21 protein-coding genes are annotated in these 22,718 nt (G+C 71.8%); 18 read left to right on the top strand and 3 right to left on the bottom strand.

The annotated features are described in order from the left end of the window. Nucleotides 1-32 precede the first annotated feature (32 nt). The gene (locus tag HB370_RS32165; RefSeq protein ID WP_030789308.1) at nt 33-1,085 is read right to left on the bottom strand and encodes a DUF6081 family protein; all 1,053 of its coding nucleotides are present in this window, start codon (nt 1,083-1,085) and stop codon (nt 33-35) included. A gap of 275 nt (nt 1,086-1,360) precedes the next feature. Between HB370_RS32165 and HB370_RS32160 the strand changes: the two genes are divergently transcribed. After that, a complete protein-coding gene (locus tag HB370_RS32160; protein WP_030789311.1) occupies nt 1,361-2,299 on the top strand; it encodes an NADP-dependent oxidoreductase in 939 nt (312 codons plus the stop codon). Between the two features lie 307 nt (nt 2,300-2,606). Here HB370_RS32160 and HB370_RS32155 read toward each other — a convergent pair whose 3' ends face one another. After that, nucleotides 2,607-4,379 carry a biotin carboxylase N-terminal domain-containing protein gene (locus HB370_RS32155; protein WP_167513053.1) on the bottom strand — a complete coding sequence of 591 codons (1,773 nt, stop codon included), beginning with the start codon at nt 4,377-4,379 and terminating at the stop codon, nt 2,607-2,609. Nucleotides 4,380-4,643: 264 nt separating this feature from the next. Continuing rightward, a complete protein-coding gene (locus HB370_RS32145) occupies nt 4,644-6,230 on the bottom strand; it encodes an acyl-CoA carboxylase subunit beta (protein WP_030787475.1) in 1,587 nt (528 codons plus the stop codon). Between the two features lie 437 nt (nt 6,231-6,667). On the opposite strand from HB370_RS32145, the gene fabD reads away from it, so the two are divergent. The 17 genes from fabD (at nt 6,668) to HB370_RS32060 (ending at nt 22,695) form a co-directional block, all read left to right on the top strand. Further along, nucleotides 6,668-7,633, top strand: a complete 966-nt coding sequence (gene fabD, locus HB370_RS32140) for an ACP S-malonyltransferase (protein WP_030787477.1) — start codon at nt 6,668-6,670, stop codon at nt 7,631-7,633. Nucleotides 7,634-7,718: 85 nt separating this feature from the next. After that, a complete protein-coding gene (locus HB370_RS32135; RefSeq protein ID WP_030787480.1) occupies nt 7,719-8,132 on the top strand; it encodes a phosphopantetheine-binding protein in 414 nt (137 codons plus the stop codon). After that, nucleotides 8,113-8,571 carry a holo-ACP synthase gene (acpS, locus tag HB370_RS32130; protein WP_051815999.1) on the top strand — a complete coding sequence of 153 codons (459 nt, stop codon included), beginning with the start codon at nt 8,113-8,115 and terminating at the stop codon, nt 8,569-8,571. The genes HB370_RS32135 and acpS overlap by 20 nt, the downstream gene beginning before the upstream one ends. Beyond that, a complete protein-coding gene (locus tag HB370_RS32125; RefSeq protein ID WP_030787486.1) occupies nt 8,568-9,344 on the top strand; it encodes a 3-oxoacyl-ACP reductase family protein in 777 nt (258 codons plus the stop codon). The genes acpS and HB370_RS32125 overlap by 4 nt, the downstream gene beginning before the upstream one ends. Nucleotides 9,345-9,354: 10 nt before the next feature. Beyond that, the gene (locus HB370_RS32120) at nt 9,355-9,807 is read left to right on the top strand and encodes a 3-hydroxyacyl-ACP dehydratase FabZ family protein (protein ID WP_030787489.1); all 453 of its coding nucleotides are present in this window, start codon (nt 9,355-9,357) and stop codon (nt 9,805-9,807) included. Continuing rightward, the gene (locus HB370_RS32115) at nt 9,804-11,072 is read left to right on the top strand and encodes a beta-ketoacyl-[acyl-carrier-protein] synthase family protein (RefSeq protein WP_030787492.1); all 1,269 of its coding nucleotides are present in this window, start codon (nt 9,804-9,806) and stop codon (nt 11,070-11,072) included. The genes HB370_RS32120 and HB370_RS32115 overlap by 4 nt, the downstream gene beginning before the upstream one ends. After that, nucleotides 11,069-11,515: a beta-hydroxyacyl-ACP dehydratase gene (locus tag HB370_RS32110; protein WP_051816000.1), complete on the top strand. Its 447-nt coding sequence runs from the start codon at nt 11,069-11,071 to the stop codon at nt 11,513-11,515. The genes HB370_RS32115 and HB370_RS32110 overlap by 4 nt, the downstream gene beginning before the upstream one ends. Next, a complete protein-coding gene (locus HB370_RS32105; protein WP_030787497.1) occupies nt 11,515-12,804 on the top strand; it encodes a beta-ketoacyl-[acyl-carrier-protein] synthase family protein in 1,290 nt (429 codons plus the stop codon). Before HB370_RS32110 ends, HB370_RS32105 begins: the two co-directional genes overlap by 1 nt. A gap of 51 nt (nt 12,805-12,855) precedes the next feature. Next, the gene (locus HB370_RS42515) at nt 12,856-15,219 is read left to right on the top strand and encodes a beta-ketoacyl synthase N-terminal-like domain-containing protein (protein WP_030787500.1); all 2,364 of its coding nucleotides are present in this window, start codon (nt 12,856-12,858) and stop codon (nt 15,217-15,219) included. Further along, nucleotides 15,216-16,325, top strand: a complete 1,110-nt coding sequence (locus HB370_RS32095) for a 3-oxoacyl-[acyl-carrier-protein] synthase III C-terminal domain-containing protein (protein ID WP_030787504.1) — start codon at nt 15,216-15,218, stop codon at nt 16,323-16,325. Before HB370_RS42515 ends, HB370_RS32095 begins: the two co-directional genes overlap by 4 nt. Nucleotides 16,326-16,363: 38 nt before the next feature. Further along, nucleotides 16,364-17,359: an aldo/keto reductase gene (locus HB370_RS32090; protein ID WP_030787507.1), complete on the top strand. Its 996-nt coding sequence runs from the start codon at nt 16,364-16,366 to the stop codon at nt 17,357-17,359. 33 nt (nt 17,360-17,392) lie between these two features. Continuing rightward, nucleotides 17,393-18,598 carry an FAD-dependent monooxygenase gene (locus tag HB370_RS32085; protein ID WP_030787508.1) on the top strand — a complete coding sequence of 402 codons (1,206 nt, stop codon included), beginning with the start codon at nt 17,393-17,395 and terminating at the stop codon, nt 18,596-18,598. A gap of 44 nt (nt 18,599-18,642) precedes the next feature. After that, nucleotides 18,643-19,476 (top strand): ester cyclase, encoded by an 834-nt coding sequence (locus HB370_RS32080; RefSeq protein ID WP_030787511.1) that lies wholly within the window; start codon nt 18,643-18,645, stop codon nt 19,474-19,476. Continuing rightward, the gene (locus tag HB370_RS32075) at nt 19,473-19,946 is read left to right on the top strand and encodes a DUF1772 domain-containing protein (RefSeq protein ID WP_030787515.1); all 474 of its coding nucleotides are present in this window, start codon (nt 19,473-19,475) and stop codon (nt 19,944-19,946) included. Before HB370_RS32080 ends, HB370_RS32075 begins: the two co-directional genes overlap by 4 nt. Nucleotides 19,947-20,012: 66 nt before the next feature. Next, on the top strand, nt 20,013-20,879 hold the full coding sequence (locus tag HB370_RS32070; RefSeq protein ID WP_030787518.1) for an NAD-dependent epimerase/dehydratase family protein: 867 nt from the start codon (nt 20,013-20,015) through the stop codon (nt 20,877-20,879). Nucleotides 20,880-21,024: 145 nt separating this feature from the next. Then, complete coding sequence (locus HB370_RS32065; RefSeq protein WP_051816001.1) at nt 21,025-21,573, top strand: winged helix-turn-helix domain-containing protein; 549 nt, start codon at nt 21,025-21,027, stop codon at nt 21,571-21,573. 42 nt (nt 21,574-21,615) lie between these two features. Continuing rightward, nucleotides 21,616-22,695 (top strand): ATP-binding protein, encoded by a 1,080-nt coding sequence (locus HB370_RS32060; protein ID WP_078637658.1) that lies wholly within the window; start codon nt 21,616-21,618, stop codon nt 22,693-22,695. Nucleotides 22,696-22,718: the final 23 nt, after the last annotated feature.

The following is a 22,718-nucleotide window of genomic DNA, read 5'->3' as shown; positions in this document are numbered from 1 at the left end:
CGCTCAGGTCCGGCACCCGCGTCGGCGCGTCGTCAGCCCGTCGACACGCGCACGTAACCCGCCTGCATGTTCACGCCCTGTCCCCAGAGGCGGTTGCCGCTCAGGCTGTTCTCGTCGGCGAAGGTGGCCGGGGCCGGAGCACCCTGGCGGGGGGCGAAGTAGAAACCGTCGCCCGAGGACAGCCGGACCAGCCCCTTGCCGTCCGCCCCCGCACCGTCGAGAACGGTGAACAGGCCCAGCCCGCAGGTGAGTTGCTTGACCGAGACGGCCTCGGGGGTCCCGCCGTGATCGGTGAGCAAGTACTTCCGGTCGAGCGCGAGGGTGCCGAGCCGGTCGACGGTGAGGACGTTGATGCCGTTGAGGATCCAGTGGGCCGTCGTACCGCCGTTGCCCACGATGATCTTCGTGTTGATCTTGGTGCCCTTGGCTATTTTCGCCACCGGTACGGCGTAGGTGAAGGCGGCGTACGTCGATCCGGGGAAACGCAGCCGCTCGTACCACGCGTAGACCGTGTTGTTGGTGACGTGGAAGTCCACCACCACACCGGTCTGCAGGTCGGCGCCGACCAGTCCGCCCGAGCCGAGCCGGATGTCGGCGTCCGGGTCGCTGACGGCGCTGCCGAACGGCTGCCGGTTCATGTTCCGTTCGGTGACCGAGAGCGAGGAGGCGCACGCCCACGAACCGGTCGCGGGCACGTCCCAGCCCGGGTAGCCGCTGGTGGCGTTGTGCCGGGGATAGGCCATCCACTTCATGTGGTCGGCGTCGCCCTGCCCGCCGGCCGACTCCTGCCCCGTGGTGAAGGCGAAGGCCGGGGCGCCGGTGGCGGCGTCGGTTCCCGAGGGCACGACGTTCAGCCCGTTCGCACCGGTGGTGGTGACTCCGTCGTTCGCGGTCAGGCCGCGTTGCTGGAAGAGCTGCCACCTGCCCGACTCGGAGGTGTCGAACCCGCTGCCGAAGTCGTCGCTGAACACGGTCTGCCGGGACTGGTCGACGTCCGTGGCGGCCGACGCCGCCGTCACCGGTACGGCCAGCGCCAGCGCCGCCGACCCGGCCACCAGCAGTGACCGCAATCTCTTCTTGCTCATGGTGATCCCCCCTCGTGCGTTGGATGTCGGAAACCAGCTTGTGGGGGCGGTGTAAAAGCTGGAACAAAGCTGCCTGGGAGCAGCGGTGACGTCCTGCCTCCATCGTGCTTTGACGAGCGTTTGAACGAGCCCCGGCAGAGTGGCGTCGACTGCTTCCCCACGTGCGCGGGAGAGGTCCAGGGGCGGTCGGCAGAGCTCACCCGCCCGCTCTCGAATTCGAACCTGATTCCGTCCGCGGAATCTTTGTCAGCCAGCCGGCTGGAAGGCAGGTCACCATGCGTGCCGTTGTAGTCAGGAACCCGGGCGGCCCCGAGGCCCTGGAAATCGTGCGGGTGCCGGAGCCGGTACCGGGCCCCGGCCAGGTCCGCGTCCGGGTGCGCGCCGCCGCCGTGAATCCCGTGGACGCCGCCGTCCGTGAGGGAAAGCTGGCCGAAGTCGGCCTGATGGCACGCCATTCCGTCGTCGGCATCGGCGCGGACATCGCCGGCGAGGTGGACGAGGTCGGCCCGGGTGTGGGCGGGCTGGAGGCCGGGCAGGCGGTGGTCGCTCTGCGGGAACGCTTCGACGGCCCCTACGGCGCCTACGCGGACTACGTGGTCCTGGACGCCTCGGCCGTCGCGCCCGCCCCGGCCGGGATGTCGCCCACCGTCGCGGCGACGCTGCCGCTCAACGCCCTGACCGCGCAACAGGCCCTGGCGCGACTGTCGTTGCAGCCCGGCCGGACCCTGCTCGTCACCGGGGCGGCCGGTGCGGTGGGCGGCTACGCCACCGAATTGGCGTCGCTGGCCGGCGTCCACGTCGTCGCCGTGGCGGGGCAGCAGGACGAGGAACTGATACGGAGCCTGGGGGCCCGCTCGTTCATCGCTCGCACCGACGATGTCGCGCGGGCGGCCCGCGCTCTGGTGCCCGGCGGCGTGGACGCCGTCCTCGACGCGGCCGTCCAGGGCATTCAGGTGCTGGACGCGGTGCGCAACCAAGGGGCGTTCGCCTCCGTGCTCGCGGGGGCGGCACCGTTCGCCATGCGGGGCATACGGGTCACCGAACTGCAGTGGGTCGAGGCGGACGGGCGGACGCTGGACGGTCTCGCAACACTCGCCGGGGCCGGGCGCCTGACCCCGCGGGTCGCCGATGTGCTGCCGCTGACCGAGGCGGTGGAGGCGCACCGGCGGCTGGCGAAGGGCGGCCTCCGCGGACGTCTCGTCCTGGTGCCCTGACCGAGCGGAACCCGGGCGCCGTCGGCGTCGGCCCGATCACCGGCGCGACGGCACCCCGCACCATGGACCGGGCCGTCCCTGCCGGGCGGCGGGGCGTCGAGGACGGTGGCCCCCCGCGTGGTCCCACCGGTCCACCGTCACCTCGCCGGTCCCCGGGCACCCCACCGGTCCGCCCGTGCTCAACCGGTCCGTCTGCGCCCCGCCGGCTTCCCTCCCGGCGCGGCCGGCGGGGGCGACAACGGCCTCGTCGGCCGGCTCGCAGCCGTCCCGGCCGCTGCGGCCTCGGGCCGGGACGGCGGCGAGCCCATCAGTCCTTGATCTCGCAGATCACGGCGCCTGAAGTGAGCGAGGCGCCGCTCTGGGCCGAAAGCCCCGTGACGGTGCCGGACTTGTGCGCGTTGAGCGGCTGCTCCATCTTCATGGCCTCCAGGACCACGACCAGCTCGCCTTCCTGGACCTGCCGGCCCTCCTCGACGGCGACCTTGACGATCGTGCCCTGCATCGGGGAGACCAGGACGTCACCGGACGCGGCCGGGCCGGACTTCCTGGCCGCGCGGCGCTTCGGCTGGGCGTCGGCCGTCGGCCCGGAGCGGGCCGGCGACATGCCCATCCCGGCCGGCAGGGACACCTCCAAGCGCTTGCCGCCGACCTCGACGACGACGGTCTCGCGACCGGCCTCGTCCTGCGCCGCGTCGGCGGCGGGGGCGGCGAAGGCGGGGATGTCGTTGACGAACTCGGTCTCGATCCACCGGGTGTGGACCGTGAACGGCTCGTCGGACCCGGTCAGTTCGGGCGCGAACGCCGGATCGGTGACGACCTTGCGGTGGAAGGGGAGGGCGGTGGCCATACCCTCGACGCGGAACTCCTCCAGCGCACGCGCGGCCCGCTGGAGGGCTTCCTTGCGGGTTCGGCCGGTGACGATCAGCTTGGCGAGCAGCGAGTCCCAGGCCGGTCCGATGACGCTGCCGGACTCGACGCCCCCGTCCAGCCGGACTCCGGGGCCGGACGGCGCCTCGAACCTGGTCACCGTGCCCGGTGCGGGCAGGAAACCCCTGCCCGGGTCCTCGCCGTTGATACGGAACTCGAAGGAGTGACCGCGCAGGACCGGGTCGTCGTAGCCGAGTTCCTCACCGCCGGCGATGCGGAACATCTCGCGGACCAGGTCGATGCCGGCAACCTCCTCGGTGACCGGGTGCTCGACCTGGAGGCGGGTGTTGACCTCCAGGAAGGAGATCGTGCCGTCCTGTCCGACCAGGAATTCCACGGTTCCGGCGCCGACGTAGCCGGCCTCACTCAGGATCGCCTTGGAGGCCGAGTACAGCTCGTCGACCTGGGCGTCCGAAAGGAACGGGGCAGGGGCCTCCTCGACCAGTTTCTGGTGTCGGCGCTGGAGGGAGCAGTCGCGGGTCGAGACGACGACCACATGGCCGTGGCTGTCGGCCAGGCACTGGGTCTCCACGTGGCGCGGCTTGTCCAGGTAACGCTCCACGAAGCACTCCCCGCGCCCGAACGCGGCCACCGCCTCGCGGACGGCGGACTCGTACAGCTCGGGGACCTCTTCGAGGGTGCGGGCGACCTTCAGACCGCGGCCGCCGCCGCCGAAAGCGGCCTTGATCGCGATCGGCAGACCGTGCTCCTTCGCGAAGGCCACGACCTCCTCCGCGCCCGAGACCGGGTCGGGGGTGCCGGCGACCAGCGGGGCGCCGGCGCGCTGGGCGATGTGGCGGGCGGCGACCTTGTCACCCAGGTCCCGGATCGCCTGCGGCGGCGGGCCGATCCAGATCAGGCCCGCGTCGAGAACGGCCTGGGCGAACTCGGCGTTCTCGGACAGGAAGCCGTAGCCGGGGTGGATCGCGTCCGCGCCGGACTGCTTGGCGGCCAGCAGCACCTTCTCGATGTCCAGGTAGCTGGTGGCAGGGGTGTCACCCCCCAGCGCGAACGCCTCGTCGGCGGCCCGTACGTGCACAGCGTCGCGGTCCGGGTCGGCGTAGACGGCCACGCTCGCGATCCCGGCGTCCCGGCAGGCCCGGGCCACGCGGACAGCGATTTCGCCACGGTTGGCGATGAGCACCTTGCGCACGGCGGCTTGTCTCCTCTTTGCTGGGCTGCTCGGGGTCGGTGGGCGCTCACCCATCGGTACGCCAGGCCGGGAAGTCGCCGGCCGCCCAGGACCCGGCCGAGCGCCCTCGCGTACGGGTCCTCGGCCACGGGGCGGCCGGCGCCGGTACGGTGCCGGCGCCGCCGTCGCCCGTGCCGGAAAGGGTCAGCAGGACAGCGGTCAGCGCCGCCACCTCCACGGGACCGGGGGCCCCGCGGGTGATCCGTATCCACGGCGGGCCGGCGCTCACTGGGGCTGGTTCCCGTGCTTGCGGCTGGGCAGCGACACCTGCTTGGACCGCAGCATCGCAAGGGCGCCGATCAGCCGGGAACGGCTCTCCGCCGGATCGATCACATCGTCCACCAGGCCGCGCTCGGCGGCGTAATACGGGTGCATGAGCCGGGACTTGTACTCCTTGACGAGCCGTACGCGGGCCTCGTCGGGGTCGTCGGCCGAGGCGATGTCGCGTCGGAACACCACGTTGGCCGCTCCTTCCGCGCCCATCACGGCGATCTCGTTGCCGGGCCAGGCCAGCGACAGATCGGTGCCGATGGAACGCGAGTCCATGACGATGTACGCGCCGCCGTACGCCTTGCGCAGGATCAGCTGGACGCGTGGCACGGTGGCGTTGCAGTAGGCGTACAGCAGTTTGGCGCCGTGCCGGATGATCCCGCCGTGCTCCTGATCCACGCCGGGCAGGAAGCCGGGCACGTCCACGAGTGTCACCAGCGGGATGTTGAAGGCGTCGCAGGTCTGCACGAAGCGCGCCGCCTTTTCCGAGGCGTGGATGTCCAGCACGCCCGCCGTGACGGCGGGCTGGTTGGCCACGATGCCCACGACATGGCCGTCCAGCCGGGCCAGCGCGCAGATGATGTTGGTGCCCCACTGCTCGTGCACTTCGAAGTACTCGCCGTTGTCGGCGATCTCCTCGATGACCAGATGCATGTCGTAGGAGCGGTTGGGGTCGCCCGGCACCAGGTCGAGGAGCGCCTCGGTACGACGGTCGGCGGGGTCGCCGGTGGCCGCCTGGGGAGGCAGCTCGCGGTTGTTCGCGGGCAGCAGGGACAGCAGGTAGCGCACGTCCTCCAGGCAGTTCTCCTCGTCGTCGTAGGCGAAGGCGGCCACGCCCGAGGTGGCGGCATGGGCGTCCGCGCCGCCCAGCGCGTCCTGCGTGATGACCTCGCCCGTGACGGCCTGGACGACGTCGGGGCCGGTGATGAACATCTGGGAGATGCCGCGGACCATGAAGACGAAGTCGGTCAGCGCCGGGGAGTAGGCCGCGCCGCCCGCGCAGGGGCCCAGGATCACGCTGATCTGCGGAATGACACCGGAGTTGCGCACATTGCGCTGGAAGATGCCGCCGTAGCCGGCCAGCGCGGTCACGCCTTCCTGGATGCGGGCGCCCGCGCCGTCACACAGGCCCACGACCGGGGCTCCGGCGGCTTCCGCCAGGTCCATCAGTTTGTGGATCTTCTCGGCGTGCGCCTCGCCCAGCGCGCCGCCGAAGACGCGGAAGTCATGGGCGTAGGCGAAGACCGTACGGCCGTGCACCAGGCCCCAGCCCGTCACCACGCCGTCGGTGTACGGGCGGCGGTTCTCCAGGCCGAAACCGGTCGCCCGGTGCCGGCGGAAGCCTTCCACCTCGGTGTAGGAGCCCTTGTCGAAGAGCAGCTCCATCCGCTCACGCGCGGTCAGTTTGCCCTTGGCGTGCTGGGCGTCGGTGGCGGCCTGGCCGGGTCCTTGCAGTACGGACTCCCGCAGCTCGGTGAGTTCCGCGGTGGTGGACCTCAGGTGCGGTGCCGCCTGTGTCGGCTGAGCCTCGACGATGGTCATGGGTCGCTCCTTCCGGGAGCCGGCGGAGAGTTGAGACCTTCGACGGTGCACAGGGGGGTTCAATCCGGGATCAAAACTGCGTAGAAACAAGGAAGCGCGGAAGTACGGGTGGCGCCGAAGCACGGGCTGTGCCGGACTCCCCCGCGCTCCGGCGTCCCGTGCCGCACGCTCGCGAGTGCTCCGTGCCCGGCACCGGCAATGCCTCCAAAGAGGCATGTCCCCTGCCCATTGGACAGGGTGGGCACGGCCGCACGGCTTGTTTAGATTTGAAGGGCGCTGCTGGACCAGTCCAGACCACCCTCGTCGCACCAGGTCATCGAAGCCCGCGGTGTGAAGCCTCTGTCCGGCGCAACGTGCCCGCCCACACCCCGCCGTAAACCATCGGCGCGGTGCTCCTTGGGAAGGCGGGTCCCACGGTTCCCTAAGGATCTTCACTCATGAACTCGAACAGTGCCGCTGATCTGGCCATGTTCCCGGGACAGGGAGCTCAACGGGCCGCGATGGCCACGCACTTGCTGGAACGGTACCCGGTCGCCCGGGAGGTGTTCGACCAGGCGGACGCCGCCTTGGGCATGGGCCTGACCGAGCTGTGCACCACCGGAACGGCGGAGCAGCTCGCGGCCACGGACATCACCCAGCCCGCCGTCTTCGTCACCAGCCTGGCCACCTGGCGGGTGCTCCGCGAGGCGGGGTACGCGCCGAGCGCCGTGGCCGGACACAGCCTGGGCGAGTACGCGGCGCTGGTGGCCGCCGGAGTCCTGTCGGCCGAGTCCGCGCTCCACCTCGTCCGGGTCCGGGGCCGTCTGATGGCGGAGGTGGCCGAGCGGCGGCCGGGTGCGATGGCCGCCGTGGTGGGACTGCCCGCCGGGGAGGTGATCCGGATCTGTGAGCAGGCCCGGGCGACGGGTCTCGTCGAGGTGGCCAACTTCAACGAGCCGTTGCAGACCGTGCTCTCCGGGGAGGCGTCCGCGGTCCGGGAAGCGGGCCGGGCCGCCCGGGCGGCAGGGGCGGAGAAGGTGGTGGAGCTGAAGGTCGGCGCCCCTTTCCACTGCTCGCTGATGAGCGCGATCGAAAACGAGTTCGCCCGCGAACTGGCGGGCCACTCCTTCACGGACCCGGTGCTGCCCGTCATCAGCTCGGTGACCGGCGACTACCTGCGCGACGGTGCGCAGGCCCGGGAACTGCTGCGCCGCCAGCTCAGCGGCCCGGTCCGCTGGGTGGACGTCGTTCTGCGGGCCGGCGAGCTGCCCGTGGAGACGTACACCGAGGTGGGGCCGGGACGTGTGCTGAACGGACTGGTCCGCCGTACCGACCCCGACGCGCGGGTGCGGAGCACCGGTGACGAGCGGCGCCTCGGCGCCCTGGTCGACGCGCTCTCGCCCGTCCCGGCAGGGCCCGCGTGACCCTGCCGCACGGTGCGGTGGCACACCCGCGCCGCCGCACGGCCCAGCAGGCATAGACCCGAACGAGAAAAAGGTGACTGACGTAATGCCGAACAACGAGAACGAGCTCAGCGTCGTCGTGCGGGACGCCATCGCGGAGGCGCTCGGCCTCGACACCGAGGAAGTCGTGCCCGATGCCACTGTCCTCGGTGACCTGGACGCCGAGTCGATCGACCTCCTCGACATCCTCTTCCGTATCGAGCGCGCTTCCAAGGTCAAGATAAAGATGGCCGACCTGACCGAGATCATCCAGGGCGGCATCCCGGACGAGGAGTTCGCCTCGGAGGACGACGTGATCAGCGCGACCGGGCTCGCGCAGTTGAAGAAGGTGCTGCCGCAGATCGACACGGACGCACTGTCCGGCACGCTCGTCGCGGACGAGGTGCTCACCCTCTTCACCGTCCAGAACCTGACGGACATGGTCGCCGAACGTGCGTCCGTTGTCACGGCCGCGGCCTGAGAACACCGCGGGGCTGCCGGCCGGCGGCAGCCCCGCACCACCCCGTCTGCGGGTCGGCACGGACGTCGTCGCCATCGCGCGGATCGACGAACTGACGTCCGCGGACACCGGATGGCAGGACGGGATCTTCACCGCGCGGGAGCTGGCCTACTGCCGGCGCAGGCGCCGCCCCGCCGATCATCTCGCGGCCCGCTTCGCGGCGAAGGAGGCCGTTCTCAAGGCACTGGGCACCGGAATGTGCGCGGGCATGGAGTGGACCGACATCGAGGTCGTCAACGACCGTGCCGGCCGCCCCCGGGCCCGTCTGCACGGCGAGGTGGCCGCCACGGCGGAGCGGCTGGGGATGCAGCAGATCGACATATCCATGACACACAGTGCGGGCATCGCGCTGGCCCAGGCGCTGTTGGTGTGCGCGCCCGAAGGAGACAACGAATCATGACGCTCGAAGGCCGGGTCGCTCTGGTCACCGGCGGCTCTCGCGGTATCGGACGGGCCATCGCACTCCGGCTCGCGGCCGACGGTGCCGCGGTCGCCGTCAACTACCGCTCCCGCAAGGACGAAGCCGAGCAGGTCGTCGAGGAGATCACCGCCCGGGGCGGCCGGGCGCTGGCGTTGCGGGCCGACGTGTCCGACCCGGAGGCCGCGCGGGAACTCGTACGGCAGACCGTCGACGCGGACGGCCTGGGCGGGCTGCACATCCTGGTGAACAACGCCGGCATCGCCCAGGACGGGCTCATCTACGACCAGGCGTTCGAGGACTGGTGGGAAGTCGTCAAGGTCAACGTCGGCGGTGTCTACGCCTGCACGCGCGCCGTGGCCGAGCACTTCATGTCCCAGCGGGACGGCACCGTCGTGAACATCTCCTCGATCATGGGCGAGGGCGGCTGGATCGGTCAGTCCAACTACTCGGCCTCCAAAGGCGCCGTCAACGCGTTCACCCGGGCCGCCGCCGTCGAACTGGCCCGCTTCGGCATACGGGTCAACGCCGTACTCGCCGGGTTCACGGCCACCGACCTGATCGGCGGGCTGCTGGAGAAGGACGGCGGCCGGAACATCAAGCGGCAGCTGCCCTTCCGGGAGTTCGCCACGCCGGAGCAAGTGGCCGGCGCGGTGTCCTTCCTGGCGGGTGAGGACGCCGCGTACGTCACCGGCGAACTGCTGCGGGTCGACGGCGGCTGGGCGGGTCAACTGGGCCTCGGAAGGGCCAAGTAGGGGAAGATCCATGAGATTCCATCTGATCGACCGCATAGACGACTGGGAGCCCGGAGTACGCCTGCGGGGACGCAAGGTCACCTCCGCCGACGAGCCCTACTGGAGCCCCACGCCCGACGGGCCCGTGATGCCCGGCGCGCTGGTACTGGAGGCGCTGGCACAGGCGGGCACCTGGCTGCTGCTGCTCAGCACGGACTACAAGAAGCGTGCCGCCCTGGCGAGCGCCGCCAACGTGCGGTGGCACGGCGAGGTGCGCCCCGGCGACGTGCTCGAACTCGACGTCGGCTTCGGCTCGCTGGACGAGACCGCCGTGGTCCTGGACGGCGCCGTCCGGGTCGGCGGGCGGACGGTGCTGGAGGCCACCGGCGTCATGTGCGCCGCCCTCGGCAGCGACCTGCTGGAGGACCCGGAGGACACCGAACGGATGGGCCGCCATCTGCTGCGCACGGAGGTGCTGCGATGAAGCGAGTAGTGATCACCGGGATCGGGGCCGTGACCCCGCTGGGCAACGACGCCCCCGCCACCTGGGAGGGCCTGGCCACCGGCCGCAGCGGCGTCGGCGAGCTGACCACCATCGAGACCGAGGGCTTCCCGGTACGGATCGCCGGTCAGGTCAAGGACTTCCGGCTGCGCGACCTGGTGCCCCGCGAGGTGGGCCTGCGCCATCTGTCCCGGCCCGGGGAGTTCGGTCTCGCAGCCGCCCATGAGGCGTTGCGCGACGCGGGCGTGGACCGCGACACCTATGACAGCGGCGACATGGGAGTCTCCGTCGGGGCGAGTGTCGGCCGGCCCGGACTGCGGTGGCTGCTCGACGTCGGCGAACTGCGGGAGACCACCGGCGACGCGAACGCGTTCATCCCGTACAGCCCGTCCGACGCCCTGGAGTTCAGCCAGAACGTCCCGGCGGCCGCCATCGCCCGGCTGCTCGACGCCACGGGGCCGCAGCTCGGGATCAGCACGGCCTGCTCGGGCTCCGGGCACGCCATCGGCGAGGCGTTCCGGAGCATCCAGGAGGGCGACGCGACGCTGATGCTGGCCGGCGGCTACGACTCGCTGACGTCCTGGATGGACGTCCTCGGGTTCAGCCTGCTGGGCGCGCTCACCGACCGGTACAACGACAATCCGCAGGCGGCCAGCCGGCCCTTCGACGGCGAGCGCTCCGGCTTCGTCCTCGGCGAGGGCGGTGTCATGTTCGTCCTGGAGGAACTGGAGTCCGCGCTGGCCCGCGGCGCCCGGGTCCACGCCGAGGTCCTCGGCTACGGATCCAGTCTCAACGCCTGGCGGATCACCGACTCCCCGCCCGACGGTTCCGGCGCGATCGAATCGATGTCCAGTGCCATCGCCGACTCCGGTGTGGGCACCGGCGGCATCGACTACGTGGTGGCACACGGCACCAGCACCCAGGGCAACGACCTCTCCGAGACCACCGCCATCAAAAAGGTGTTCGGCGAGGACGCCGCCCGCCTGGTGATCAGCTCGCCCAAGTCGATGTCCGGGCACCTGACCTCGGCCGGTGCCGCGCTCAGCGTGCTGGCCGCGGTGGGGGCGATCGAGAACTCGCTGGTGCCGCCGACCATCAACCTCACCTCGCCGGACCGCAAGCTCGACCTGGACTATGTGCCGAACACCGCCCGCGAGCGGCCGGTGGCACACGCCCTGGTCAACGCCTTCGCGTTCGGCGGCACCAACATCAGCCTGGTCGTGGGCGGTTACGAGGCGGCACGGTGAGCGAGTCCGCTGCCCCGCCGCACGCCCACCCGGTGCACGCGCGGCTGTCCGACGTCCGGGTACGGCCCGGTACGGCGGCCACGGCACGGCGCGACGTCCCCAACACCCTGGACGTCTTCGCCACGCATTTCCCGCGCCACCCCCTGCTGCCCGGTGTCCTGCTCCTCGCGACCGCCACCGACGTGGCCCTGCTGGCCGCGCCGCCGTCCGCGTATGGCTGGCGGCTCCAAGAGGCGACCCGGGTGCGCTGGCGGCAGCCGGTCCGCCCCGGCGACCAGGTGTCGGTGCACACGGAACTCACCGGCCGGGACAGCGAGGACACCCTCCACTTCAGGGCCACCGCGACGGTGGCCGGCGAGATCGTCGCCAGCGTCCGGCAGCTGACCGTCACCCGCCGGGTCCCTCAGCCGGCCACCGCGGCCGATTCACCCAAGGAGCAGTGATGAGCGGCACCGAACGCGACGTCGTGATCACCGGTATCGGTCTGCTGACCGCGCTCGGCGAAGGACCCGAGGCCAACTGGAAGGCCATCGTCGAGGGACACAGCGGCATCCGGCCCATCCAGGAGTACGACACCGCGTGCCTGCAGACCCGCCTCGGCGCCGAGATCGACGGGTTCGACCCGCGGCGCTTCGCCTCCCGGCGGCAGTTGAACACCATGAACCGCGGCGACCGGCTCGGCCTCGCGGCCGCTGCCCTGGCCCTGCGGGACGCCGGCATCGACACCGGTACCGACCTGGGTGTGCGCACCGGGGTGTTCCTGGGCGGCAACAAGTCGATGGGCCGGATGGGGCAGCTGATCTCGGGCCTGCGTCCCATCCGCCGGCCGGACGGCACCCCGGACATGAAGCTGCTCGGTGAGACGGCCGACACGGTCATGCCGCCGCTCTTCTTCGTGGAGGGCCTGCAGCCGGGCGCGGTCTTCCACGTCTCGCAGACCTTCGGCATCCGCGGGGCCAACGCCTTCTTCGCGGGCACCGCCGACGCGGGTGCGACGGCGATCGCCCGGGCGGCGCGCGCCATCAGGCGGGGAGAGGCCGACCGGATCGTCGCCGGCGGCTACGACGACGCGACCAGCTGGTGGTCGATGACCCACCTGGACCGCATGGGCGTGCTCACGACCCGCAACGAGCTGGGCGCCGCCGCCTTCCGGCCCTACGACGAGGACCGCAGCGGCGCGGTCCTCGGCGAGGGCGGCGCGGTGCTGGTCCTGGAGGACAAGGAGAGCGCGCTCGCCCGCGGCGCCCGGGTCTACGCCGAGGTACGGGGGGTCGGCAACGGCCATGACGGCCGGACCCCGCCCGCCACCGACCCGGAGGGCCGCGGTCTGGTCCGGGGCGTGCGGCGTGCCCTGGAGGACGCCCGGCTGCACCCCTCGGACATCGGCTACATCGCCTCGCACGGGTCGGCCACCAAGATCGGTGACCGCAGCGAGGCCACCGCCCTGCGCACCGTCCTCGGCGAAGCCGCCCGCTCGGTGCCGGTCAGCTGTGTCAAGCCGCAGACCGGTCATCTGGTCGGGGGCGCGGGCGCGCTGAACGTCGCGGTGTCGGCGCTCGCGCTGCACCACGGCGCGATCCCCGCGACCGCCAACCTCGATTCCCCGGACCCGGCCTGCGCCATGGACCTGGTCCGCGGGGCGGCCCGCGAGTCCCGGCCGGACACGGCCCTCGCCCTGGCCCGCGGCCTCGAAGGCCAGGCCGTGGCGGTGGCGCTGGGCCGGACCGCCTAGCCCCCGCCCGCCCCAGGCCTACGGACGACCAGCTCAGGAGGAGTCAGACACATGGAGAACATGCTTTCCGGCGTGGCGCGGGTGGTGGTCTCCGGCGTGGGCGCGATCACCTCTCAGGGCGGCTCCGCCGAGGCGTTCTGGGACGGTGTCCGGGCCGGAGACGTCGCCATCCGCCCGGTGCGCGGCCTGCCGATGGACGGCTACCAGACCCGTATCGGCGGGGAGGTCACCGCGACCGCCCGCCCCGCCCACAGGTACACGACGGACGACGGCGTCCGTGAACCCTCCGTGGACTTCGCGCTGGTCGCGGCCGAAGAGGCCGTGCGGGCGACCGGCCTCACCCCGGGATCCGACATCCCGGCGGAGCGCTGGGGCGTCGCCTACGGCACCTGCAACGGCGGCTGGCGCAGCGCCGAGCACGCGCTGCGCGCCAAGGCGGCCGGCGAGGAACCCGACTGGCAGCGGTACACCCTGGTGCCGCCGCAGGCGGCGGCCGAGGCGCTGAGCGCCGCGTTCGGCCTCAAGGGACCGGTGTTCTCGGTGAACACCGCCTGCGCCTCGGGGGCGCACGCCGTGGCCCACGCCCTGGAGGTGATCCGGGCGGGCCGGGCGGACGCCATGCTGGTCGGCGGCAGCGACGCCTTCACCGAGACGGCGTTCGCCGGGTTCAGCAGCCTCGAATCGCTCTCCGGCCGGCCCGCGGCGCCCTACTCCAAGGACCGTTCCGGACTCTCGCTCGGCGAGGGCAGCGGCATGCTCGTCCTGCTCTCGGCCCAGGCCGCCGGACGGCTCGGCGCGCCCGTGCTCGCCGAGGTCCGGGGCTACGGCCTGTCGGCCGACGGGTACCACCCGACGGCGCCGCACCCCGAGGGCGCGGGAGCGGCCCGCGCCATCGGCGGGGCGCTCGCCTCCGCCGGCCTGGCCCCCGCCGACGTGCGGTACATCAACGGGCACGGCACCGGCACGCCCAAGAACGACTCGGCCGAGAGCAACGCGGTGCGCCTGGCGCTCGGCGAGGACGCCGAGAAGACCGCGCTGAGCAGCACTAAGTCCATGGTGGGCCATCTGCTGGGCGCGGCCGGTGCGGTCGAGGGCATCGCTACCGTGTTCGCGCTGCGCGACCAACTCGCCCCGCCCACTGCGGGCTTCTCCGAGACCGACCCCCAGTGCGGCCTCGACCCGATTCCCGGCATCGGGCGCCCGATGGCCCTGGACGCCGCCCTGTCCAACAACTTCGCCTTCGGCGGCGCCAACGCCTCGGTCGCCTACGCCCGCCCCGGCGCACCCTTCGACGAGCCCCTGGCCGGTGCCCCCGACGACGTGGTCGTCACCGGGTTCGGCGCCCTGACCGCGGCCGGCGACAGCCCCGAGGCGCTCTGGCAGGCGTACGCGGACGGCACCCGCCCCGGTGCGGAGGAGGACGGACTGCGGGTCGCCCGCGCCGTCTTCGACCCGGACGCGGCTGGCACCCGCAAGGAGCGCCGGCGCATGGACCGGCTGTCCCAACTGGCCATCGCCGCCTGCCGGGCCGCCCTGGCGCACGCGGGGGTGCTCGGTGCCGGCGAGCGCGCGGAGACCGGTGTGGTCCTCGGCACCGGCATCGGGCCGGTGGAGAGCAACGAAGCGTTCTTCCTCCCGGTACTCACCGGCGGGCCGGCCCTGGGCAACCCCGGGATCTTCCCGAACACCGTGTACAACGCCGCGGCCGGGCAGGTGGCCATGGCCCTGGGCGTCAAGGGCCCGACGTCCACCCTGACCTCGGCGCACGCGGCGGGCGCCGCCGCCCTGGGTGTCGCCTACGACCTGCTGCGCAGCGGACGGGCCGACCGCGTCGTGGTCCCCGCCGTGGACGCCTTCTCCCCCGCCGCGCTCGACGGCTACCGGAGCATCCCGCTGTTCGGTCCGGTGTCCGGGCGGCGCTACACGCTGGCGGAGGCCGGCATCGCCCTGGTGCTGGAGCGGTCCCAAGCGGCCCGGGAGCGCTCCGCGACGGTCCACGCGGTCGTCCGCTCGCACGCGACGGCCTCCGACGCGTTGGGCGTCGGCCGCTGGCACCGCTCGGGCGCCGGGGTCGAGCGGGCCATGCGCGCCGCCCTGGCGGACGCCGGTCTCACCCCGCCCGAGCTGGCCGAGGTGTGGGCCAACGCCGCCGGCCTGGCCGCGGCAGACCGGCCGGAACAGGCCGCCCTCGACCGGGTTTTCGACGGTGCTACCACGGTGGTCCGCACTCCCAAGCGAACGCTTGGCGAACCGGTGGGGGCCGGCGCCCAGTTGGCGGCGGTCCTCGCCATCGGCTCCTGGCAGCGCGGCCTTTCCCGGGGGCCCGCCCTCATCAACAGCTCCTCACTGGGCGGCACGCACACGTCGATCGTGCTCGCCCCCGCCCCGACGTCCGAAAGGGAGTCCGCCCGATGACCACCACCGAGAACCTCAGCGTGAGGATCCTTGCCACCGGCGGGCACGTACCCGGCGACCCGATCGACAATGCCGCCCTGGAGAAGATCGTCGGCCCGCTGCCGGACGACGTCCTGGAGGGCATTCAGGTCGGCACCCGGCACTGGATGATCGACACGGTCACCGGCAGGCATCTGACGTCCAACAGCCGGATGGCGGAGGCCGCCGGCCGCCAGGCCCTGGAGCGGGCGGGGGTCGGGGCGGACGAGATCGACCTGCTGGTGGTCTGCACGGCGAGCCCCGAGTACCTGCTGCCCAACGTCGCCACGACCGTGCAGCACTATCTGGGTCTTGAGCGGTGCGCCGCCATCGAGGTGCGCGGTGCCTGCGCCGGCTGGGTGCAGGCGGTGGACATCGCCCGCCGCCAGCTCGCCGACGGCACCGCCCGCACGGCGCTGGTGATCGGCAGCGAGGCCATCTCGCCGCTGATGGCTCCGATGTTCCTGAACAAGGACCCCTTCAAGGTCCGGATGCGCGAGCGGCTGACGCTGTACACCTTCGGGGACGGCGCCGGCGCGGTGGTGATGCGGGCGGAGCCCGCGGAAGCCGGTCACACCGACGACTTCGCGTTCGTCAACGCCTGCATGGGCGGCCTGCGCAAGCCGGGCATGGAGATCATCGGCGGCGGTACCGACGTGTCGCAGCCGGAGCAGCTGCGGCGCAAGCGGCTGATCGACATGCGGGTGGACGTGCCGGGGACCACGACCTTCGGGCCCCGGGTCTTCGTCACGGCCATCAAGGACATGGCCCGCCGCTCCGGCTGGTCGCTGACCGACCTCGACGCGCTGGTCCTGCCCGAGGGCAACGCGGACTACTTCGCCCGCGAGTACGAGGACGCGGGGCTGTCCGCCGCGGACGACGCGGCGCTCGACGGCAAGATCATGGAGAACCTCGCCGCGGTCGGCGCCACCGGCTCCGCGGCCGTACCGCTCGCCCTCGACGACGCCTGGACGGCGGGCCGGATCCGGCCGGGCCACAAGGTCGTCCTGCTCGGCATCGAGGCCAGCCGCTACATCTACACCGGCCTCTCGCTCACCTGGCGGACCCCCGCCCCCGCGTCCGCGTGATCCCCGGTCCCACCAGCACGACTGTCATGGAGGCAGAAATGGAACAGCGCACCTTGGGCAAGGACGGACTCACGGTGTCGGCCGAGGGCCTCGGCTGCATGGGGATGACCTTCGGCTACGGGGACGCGGACGAGGCCGAGGCCGTCGCGACGATCCACCGGGCCCTGGAACTCGGGGTGACCCTGCTGGACAGCGCCGACATGTACGGGCCCTTCACCAACGAGGCGCTCGTCGGCAGGGCCGTCCGCGGCCGGCGTGACCAGGTGGTCCTGGCGACGAAGGTCGGCAACGAGATCGACGCCGACGGCCGGCTGACCGGTTCGCTCAACAACCGTCCCGACTACATCAAGCGGGCGGTCGAGGGCAGCCTCGCCCGCCTGGGCACCGACCACCTCGACCTCTACTACCTGCACCGGATCGACCCCGAGGTACCCGTCGAGGAGAGCATCGGCGCCATGGCCGAGCTGGTCGCGGAGGGCAAGGTCCGGCACCTGGGAGTGTCCGAGGCATCGGCCGCGACCATCCGCCGGGCCCACGCCGTGCACCCGCTGGCCGCCGTGCAGACCGAGTACTCGCTGTTCACCCGGGATGTCGAGATCAACGGCGTGCTGGACACCGTACGGGAGCTGGGCATCGGCTTCGTCGCCTACAGCCCGCTGGGCCGCGGCTTCCTCACCGGCGGTATCCGCAGCACGCGGGACATTCCCGAGGGACTGGACTTCCGCCGCATCTCGCCGCGCTTCACGGAGGACAACCTGCGGCGCAATCTGCCGGTCGTCGACGCGCTCAGTGTCCTGGCGGACCGCGTGGGCGTCTCCGTGACCCGGCTCGCGCTCGCCTGGGTGCTCTCCCGCGGTGACGACGTGGTCGCCATCCCCGGCACCAAGCGCCGCAGATACCTGGAGGAGAACGTCGGCGCCCTCTCCGTCCCGCTCACCGCCGAGACCATCGCCGAGATCGACCGGATCGCCCCGCACGGGGTCACGGCGGGCGACCGTTACCCCACCCAGGACATGGCGCAGCTCGAAGGCTGACCATCCCCATCCGACCAGGCTAGGAGAACACTTGTGTCTGCATCGCGCGCACGCCGCGTCCTGATAGCCGGCGGCGGTATCGGCGGCATCGCCGCGGCGCTCGCTCTGCAGCAGCGGGGCATCGAATGCGCTGTGTTCGAAAGCGCTCCCGAGCTGCGCGATGGCGGTGCCGGTCTGCACATCTGGACCAACGGCATGCTGGCGCTCGAATACCTGGGTCTCGCGGAGAAGGTCCGGGAGACCGCACCGGCGCAGGACATCTGCTCCTTCGCCGACTGGCGCGGCAGATCCATCGGCGACTGGCCGGTCGGGGAGTTCGTCGCCCGGTACGGGCAGCCGACCGTCGCCATCGGCCGCTCACAGCTGCACGGCATCATGCGGGACGCCCTCACCACGCCCGTGCGCACCGGCGCCCAGGTCACCGGTTACGTCCAGGACGGCACGGGCGTCACCGTGCGGTTCGCCGACGGCTCCGAGGAGCGGGGCGACGTACTGGTGGGCGCCGACGGCATCCACTCGGCGGTGCGCGCGCAGCTGCGCGGCCCCCAGCCGCCGCACTACACCGGCTACATCGCCTGGCGCGGCCATGCGCACCTGGGCCCCGAGGAGATCGCACCCGGCAGCTTCCTCGGCCTGTTCGGGCGCGGCACCCGCTTCACCTACTACGACATCGCGCCCGGCGTCGTGCACTGGATGAGCGTGGCGAACGGCCCCGCCGGCGGCCGCGACCAGGGCACCGGTGAGGACACCCTGCGGATGCTGCGCTCCCGGCACCGCGGCTGGGTCGACCCGGTCTCCCGGATCCTGGAGGCGACCGACCCCGACAGCATCATCCGCAACGACGTCATCGAGCGCCGCCCGGACAGCGTCTGGGGCGAGGGCCGGGTGACGCTGCTCGGCGATGCCGCGCACGCGGTGAGCTTCAACATCGGCCAGGGCGCGTGCCTGGCCGTCGAGGACGCGCTCGTCCTCGCCGAGCACCTGACCCGGAAGGGCGACGTCGGTGCCGCACTGCGCGGGTACGAGAGCGAGCGACAGGTCCGCACCGCTCCGATGCAGGTGCTGGCCTCGCGGATCGGCAGGGTCGGCGCGCTGGAGAACCCGCTGGCCGTCTGGGTGCGCGACAAGATCATGAAAGCGGCCTGGACCCGTGTGGCGTTCGCCGCCGCCGAGAAGGAGCACGTCGCCTACGGGACCCGCTGGCGCAGCCAGGGCCGCAGTCTCCAGGGCCAGAACTGACGCTCGGCATCCACATCGGTACAGGGACGAGAAAGGGCAGTTGCGTGGCAGTGTCCACAGAACAGAACAAAGCGATCATCCGCCGTGTCTTCGACGAGTTCGTCAACCAGGGCGACTTCTCCGTGGTGGACGAGATCTACCGGCCGGACATCATCGACCACGAGGGACTGCCGGGCGCCCCCGAGGGCGTCGAGGGCGTCAAGTACACGATCGCCGGCCTGCGGACCGCGTTCCCGGACCTCAAGGTCGTCATCGAGGACATGAGCGCCGACGGTGACCACGTCGTCATCCACAACACCTGGCACGGCACCCACCTCGGCGAGCTGCTGGGCATGGAGCCCACCGGGCGCACCATCGAGTCCACCGGCATCGTCGTCTGGCGCCTGGACGAGGGGCTGATAGCGGAGCGCTGGGCGATCGGCGTGGCGTCCAACATGTTCGCGCAGCTGGGCATGCGGATGTTCGCCCCGGGCAGGACGCGCCGCCCGGCCCGCACGACCGGTACGCCGGTGGTGCGCGTGGTGCCGGTGCGGCCAGGGAAGACCGAGGCGTGGCACCGGCTCAACTCCGAGCTGGCCGGCCCCCGGCTGCGTGAGTACGAGGCGTCCCGCCGCCGGCTGGGCATCGGCCGCGAGGTCTTCCGGCCGCTGCCCGGAACCGGCGAGGGACAGGTCGCCGTCTACTTCGAGACCGATGACCCAGCCCGCACCGCCCGTCGCTGGGCGAACTCCGAGGACCCCTTCGACCAGTGGCTGCGCGAGCGAATCCACGACATCCACGGCACCGACCCGTGGCTCGCGGACCAGGCCGCCGGGGACACCGCGGGGCACTCCTGGACGGCCCCGCCGAAGCTCACCCGCGTGGGGGCCGACGGATGACGCTCCTGCACGGAATCCTGTCCGGCATCGCCCTGCTGTCCGTCGCCGTGATCTACGGCACCGATGTGTTCTCCGCGCTGGTCCAGCGGCCGGCCATGGCCCGGGTGGACGACGAAGTCCTCACGGCCACCATGGGGTTCATCCACCTCTACGGAGACAAGCGGCTGTCCGTGCCGGGCGTGATCGGTGTCGTGGCCACCGCGCTCACCACGGGTGCGGCCGCGTTCACCGGGAACACCGTTGCCCTCGTGGCGGGGGCGGTCGCCCTCGTCCTGCTGATCGTCTGGCTCGTCATCTACGGCCGTATCAGCGCTCCGGTGAACAAGAAGCTGACCGCCGCGGCCGTGGCGGGCGTGACCGCCACCGGAGCGCGGCAGCTGCAACTGACCTGGGACAGCGTGATCAACGTACGTGTCCTGCTCCAAGGGCTCGCCCTGTGCGCCCTGTTCCTGGGCGCGGCCATCCGCTGAGGCCCTCCGGCCCCGGCGGTGACCGCGCGCAACGCACCACAACTCCCCCAAGAAAGAGGCAGTCTCATGAAGGTATTCGTCACTGGCGGATCGGGTTACATCGGTCGCTCACTGCTGCGCATCCTGTCGGAACGGGGCGACTCGGTGACCGCGCTCGTGCGGTCGGACGAGTCGGCCAAGACGGTCTCCGACCTCGGTGCGACACCGGTGAAGGGCGAACTGACGGACGCGACGGTGCTGCGTGAAGCGGCCGCCGCGGCCGACGGCGTGGTGCATCTCGCGCTGACCGGGGACGAGCGGTCGGGCGAGGTGGACCGGGCCGCGGCGAACGCCCTCCTCGCCGGCGCGGGCGGCAACCCGTACGTCCACACGGGAGGCAGCTGGACCTACGGCGACACCGACGGGTTCGCCGACGAGGACGCGCCCTTCGCCCCGCCGATGATCACCGCCTGGCGGGGCCCGCTGGAGGAGCAGCTGCTGGCCACGCGGACGCAGGGCAGCCACCCGGTCATCGTGCGCCCCGGCATCGTCTACGGACAGGGCGGCGGCCTGCTCGGCTTCTTCCTGGGCGAGGGCGTCCAGGCCGGTGCGATCGGTTACCTGGGCGACGGCACGAGCCACTGGTCCCTGGTGCACGTCGACGACATCGCCGACCTCTACGCCCGCGCGCTCACCGCACCGGCCGGCGGCCACTACCTGGGCGTGACCGGGGTGAGCGTGCAGACCCGTGAGGTCGCGGAAGCGCTCGGCCAGGCGGCGGGCATCCCCGGCCGCACCCGCTCGATCAGCCGTGAGGAGCTCGCCGGCAAGCTCGGTCCGCTGGCCGACGCGCTCTTCCTGGATCAGCGGTTCGCCACCACGAAGGCCCAGGACGAGCTCGGCTGGAACCCGCGCCACCGTGACCCCCTGGCGGATCTGGCCGGCGGCCGCTGAGCGGACGGGGCGGGGCGCCGCGGCGTGAGCCGCGGCGCCCCTTTGCCGCGTGGGCCGGACACGGGGACGGCGCACTGCGGAAAGGACGGGACCGGTGGGGTCCTGTACCCGTGACGTTCCTTGATCGTTGCGGTAGGAAGTCGAGATGCGGTACGCGCAAGGGAGCGGGCTGACGCCCGAGGAGCAGCAACAGCGGGAACGACTGCGCCTGGAGGCGGCCGGCCGGTTCGCACGGGGTGACCGGACCGAGGCCGTCGCACGGGACCTGGGGGTGACGGCGCGCTCGGTGCGACGCTGGCGTCGGGCGTGGGAGCAGGGCGGCGTGGACGCGCTGCGCTCGTCCGGGCCCGCGTCGGTCGAGCGGTTGAGCCCGGAGCAGTGGGAGCTGCTGGAGCGGGAGTTGCGGCGCGGACCACGCGCCCACGGCTTCGACGACGAGTTCCACGGCTGGTCCCTCCAGCGCGTCAGCCTGCTGATCGCGCGCATGTTCGAGGTCGGCTACACCGCCCAGGGCGTGTGGAAGCTGCTGCGCCGGCACGGGTGGACCGCCCAGGTCCCCGTGGAACCGGCCGGGGAGGGCGGCGAGGAGCCGGTCACCGTGTGGAAGAACGAGGTGTGGCCCCCGGAAAGACAGCCGCGGCACACCTGGGCGCCCCCAATCGAAGCACCGGACACCACGAGTTCAAGAGAGTAGTATTGCGGCAGGCACGCAGTGCCGCAGGAGGGGGGATGCTGCATGGACTCTGCCCGAGTCGACAGCAGGAATACCACGGAAATCAATGACAGTCACGATCCGGTGCTGAATTTTGCCGCACGCCAATCGGAATTGATCCGCCGGTACCGCGACTGCCTCATTCTGGAACACAACCCGTTCGGAACCGTTTCCAAGCACTGGTGGCATACGGCCAGGTACGCGCGCGAAATACTGATGGAATGCGAATTCTCCTTACGGAACGGCCGGCTTCCGGTTCCCGCCATCGCGGTCCTGGACTACCGCCCGGACTGCACCACCGACGAAGAGCGTGATCAAGCGGCGATCCAGTGCATCCAGGCGGGCCGGACGCTGTTCCGGGTGATCGCCGAGGAACTGTGCCTGCTGCTTCAGGGCGAGGACGGTGCCCGCCGGCTGGCCGGGACCCTCACCGATCTGCACGCCGCGATTCACCGGAGCCTGGAGAAGCCGGTCGTCGAACTGGAGAGCGTACGGCGCAACCAGCGCAACCTCTCGCGCGAACTCCACGACCAGGTCGGCAACCACGTCAGTCTCGCCCTGCGTCAGCTCGAACTCCTGGAAGCCGTCTGGCGCAAGGCGGATGAGCGGGAGCGGGACGAACGGTTCAGGAGCCTGAAGGACACTCTGGTCAGCACGGGGAGCGCGGTCCGCGGGATCGTGAGCGGCCTGCGCGTCGACACGGACGGGCGGCCCGGACTACAGGCGTCGCTCACGTCGTACCTCACCGCCGCCGACGCCTCGGACCTGGTGGTGAATTTCCACATCCAGGAGCGCGCGAACAGCGTGGACACCTGCCTGGAGGGCGCCCTTTTCATCATGCTGCGGGAATGCCTGCGCAACATCGTGAGCCACGCGAACGCTTCCCAGGTGTCCATCACCGCGGACATCGTCGGCCGAGAACTGGTCGTCCGGGTCGAGGACGACGGCGCCGGATTCGACCCGAGCGTCCGGATCGGAAACGGCCTGAAGTCGCTGCACGAGCGTGCGGAAGAACTCGGCGGGCACCTGACCATCAAAAGCGCCGTCGGTTCCGGTACACAGATCTCCATTATCGTTCCGCTGGACGAGGTGGAACCACAATGACGGTCCCGGTGCGCCCGGAAGGC

The sequence above is a fragment of the Streptomyces sp. DSM 40868 genome (genome assembly GCF_011820545.1).
In the GTDB taxonomy this organism is placed as follows: Bacteria; Actinomycetota; Actinomycetes; order Streptomycetales; family Streptomycetaceae; genus Streptomyces; species Streptomyces eurythermus.
This window is presented reverse-complemented; position numbering and strand designations above follow the sequence as displayed.

Coding starts and splice junctions, on each gene's coding strand:
- HB370_RS32165 (WP_030789308.1), bottom strand. CDS start 1,085: ATGAGCAAGAAGAGATTGCGGTCACTGCTGGTGGCCGGGTCGGCGGCG.
- HB370_RS32160 (WP_030789311.1), top strand. CDS start 1,361: ATGCGTGCCGTTGTAGTCAGGAACCCGGGCGGCCCCGAGGCCCTGGAA.
- HB370_RS32145 (WP_030787475.1), bottom strand. CDS start 6,230: ATGACCATCGTCGAGGCTCAGCCGACACAGGCGGCACCGCACCTGAGG.
- fabD (WP_030787477.1), top strand. CDS start 6,668: ATGAACTCGAACAGTGCCGCTGATCTGGCCATGTTCCCGGGACAGGGA.
- HB370_RS32135 (WP_030787480.1), top strand. CDS start 7,719: ATGCCGAACAACGAGAACGAGCTCAGCGTCGTCGTGCGGGACGCCATC.
- HB370_RS32125 (WP_030787486.1), top strand. CDS start 8,568: ATGACGCTCGAAGGCCGGGTCGCTCTGGTCACCGGCGGCTCTCGCGGT.
- HB370_RS32120 (WP_030787489.1), top strand. CDS start 9,355: ATGAGATTCCATCTGATCGACCGCATAGACGACTGGGAGCCCGGAGTA.
- HB370_RS32115 (WP_030787492.1), top strand. CDS start 9,804: ATGAAGCGAGTAGTGATCACCGGGATCGGGGCCGTGACCCCGCTGGGC.
- HB370_RS32105 (WP_030787497.1), top strand. CDS start 11,515: ATGAGCGGCACCGAACGCGACGTCGTGATCACCGGTATCGGTCTGCTG.
- HB370_RS42515 (WP_030787500.1), top strand. CDS start 12,856: ATGGAGAACATGCTTTCCGGCGTGGCGCGGGTGGTGGTCTCCGGCGTG.
- HB370_RS32095 (WP_030787504.1), top strand. CDS start 15,216: ATGACCACCACCGAGAACCTCAGCGTGAGGATCCTTGCCACCGGCGGG.
- HB370_RS32090 (WP_030787507.1), top strand. CDS start 16,364: ATGGAACAGCGCACCTTGGGCAAGGACGGACTCACGGTGTCGGCCGAG.
- HB370_RS32075 (WP_030787515.1), top strand. CDS start 19,473: ATGACGCTCCTGCACGGAATCCTGTCCGGCATCGCCCTGCTGTCCGTC.
- HB370_RS32070 (WP_030787518.1), top strand. CDS start 20,013: ATGAAGGTATTCGTCACTGGCGGATCGGGTTACATCGGTCGCTCACTG.
- HB370_RS32065 (WP_051816001.1), top strand. CDS start 21,025: ATGCGGTACGCGCAAGGGAGCGGGCTGACGCCCGAGGAGCAGCAACAG.
- HB370_RS32060 (WP_078637658.1), top strand. CDS start 21,616: ATGGACTCTGCCCGAGTCGACAGCAGGAATACCACGGAAATCAATGAC.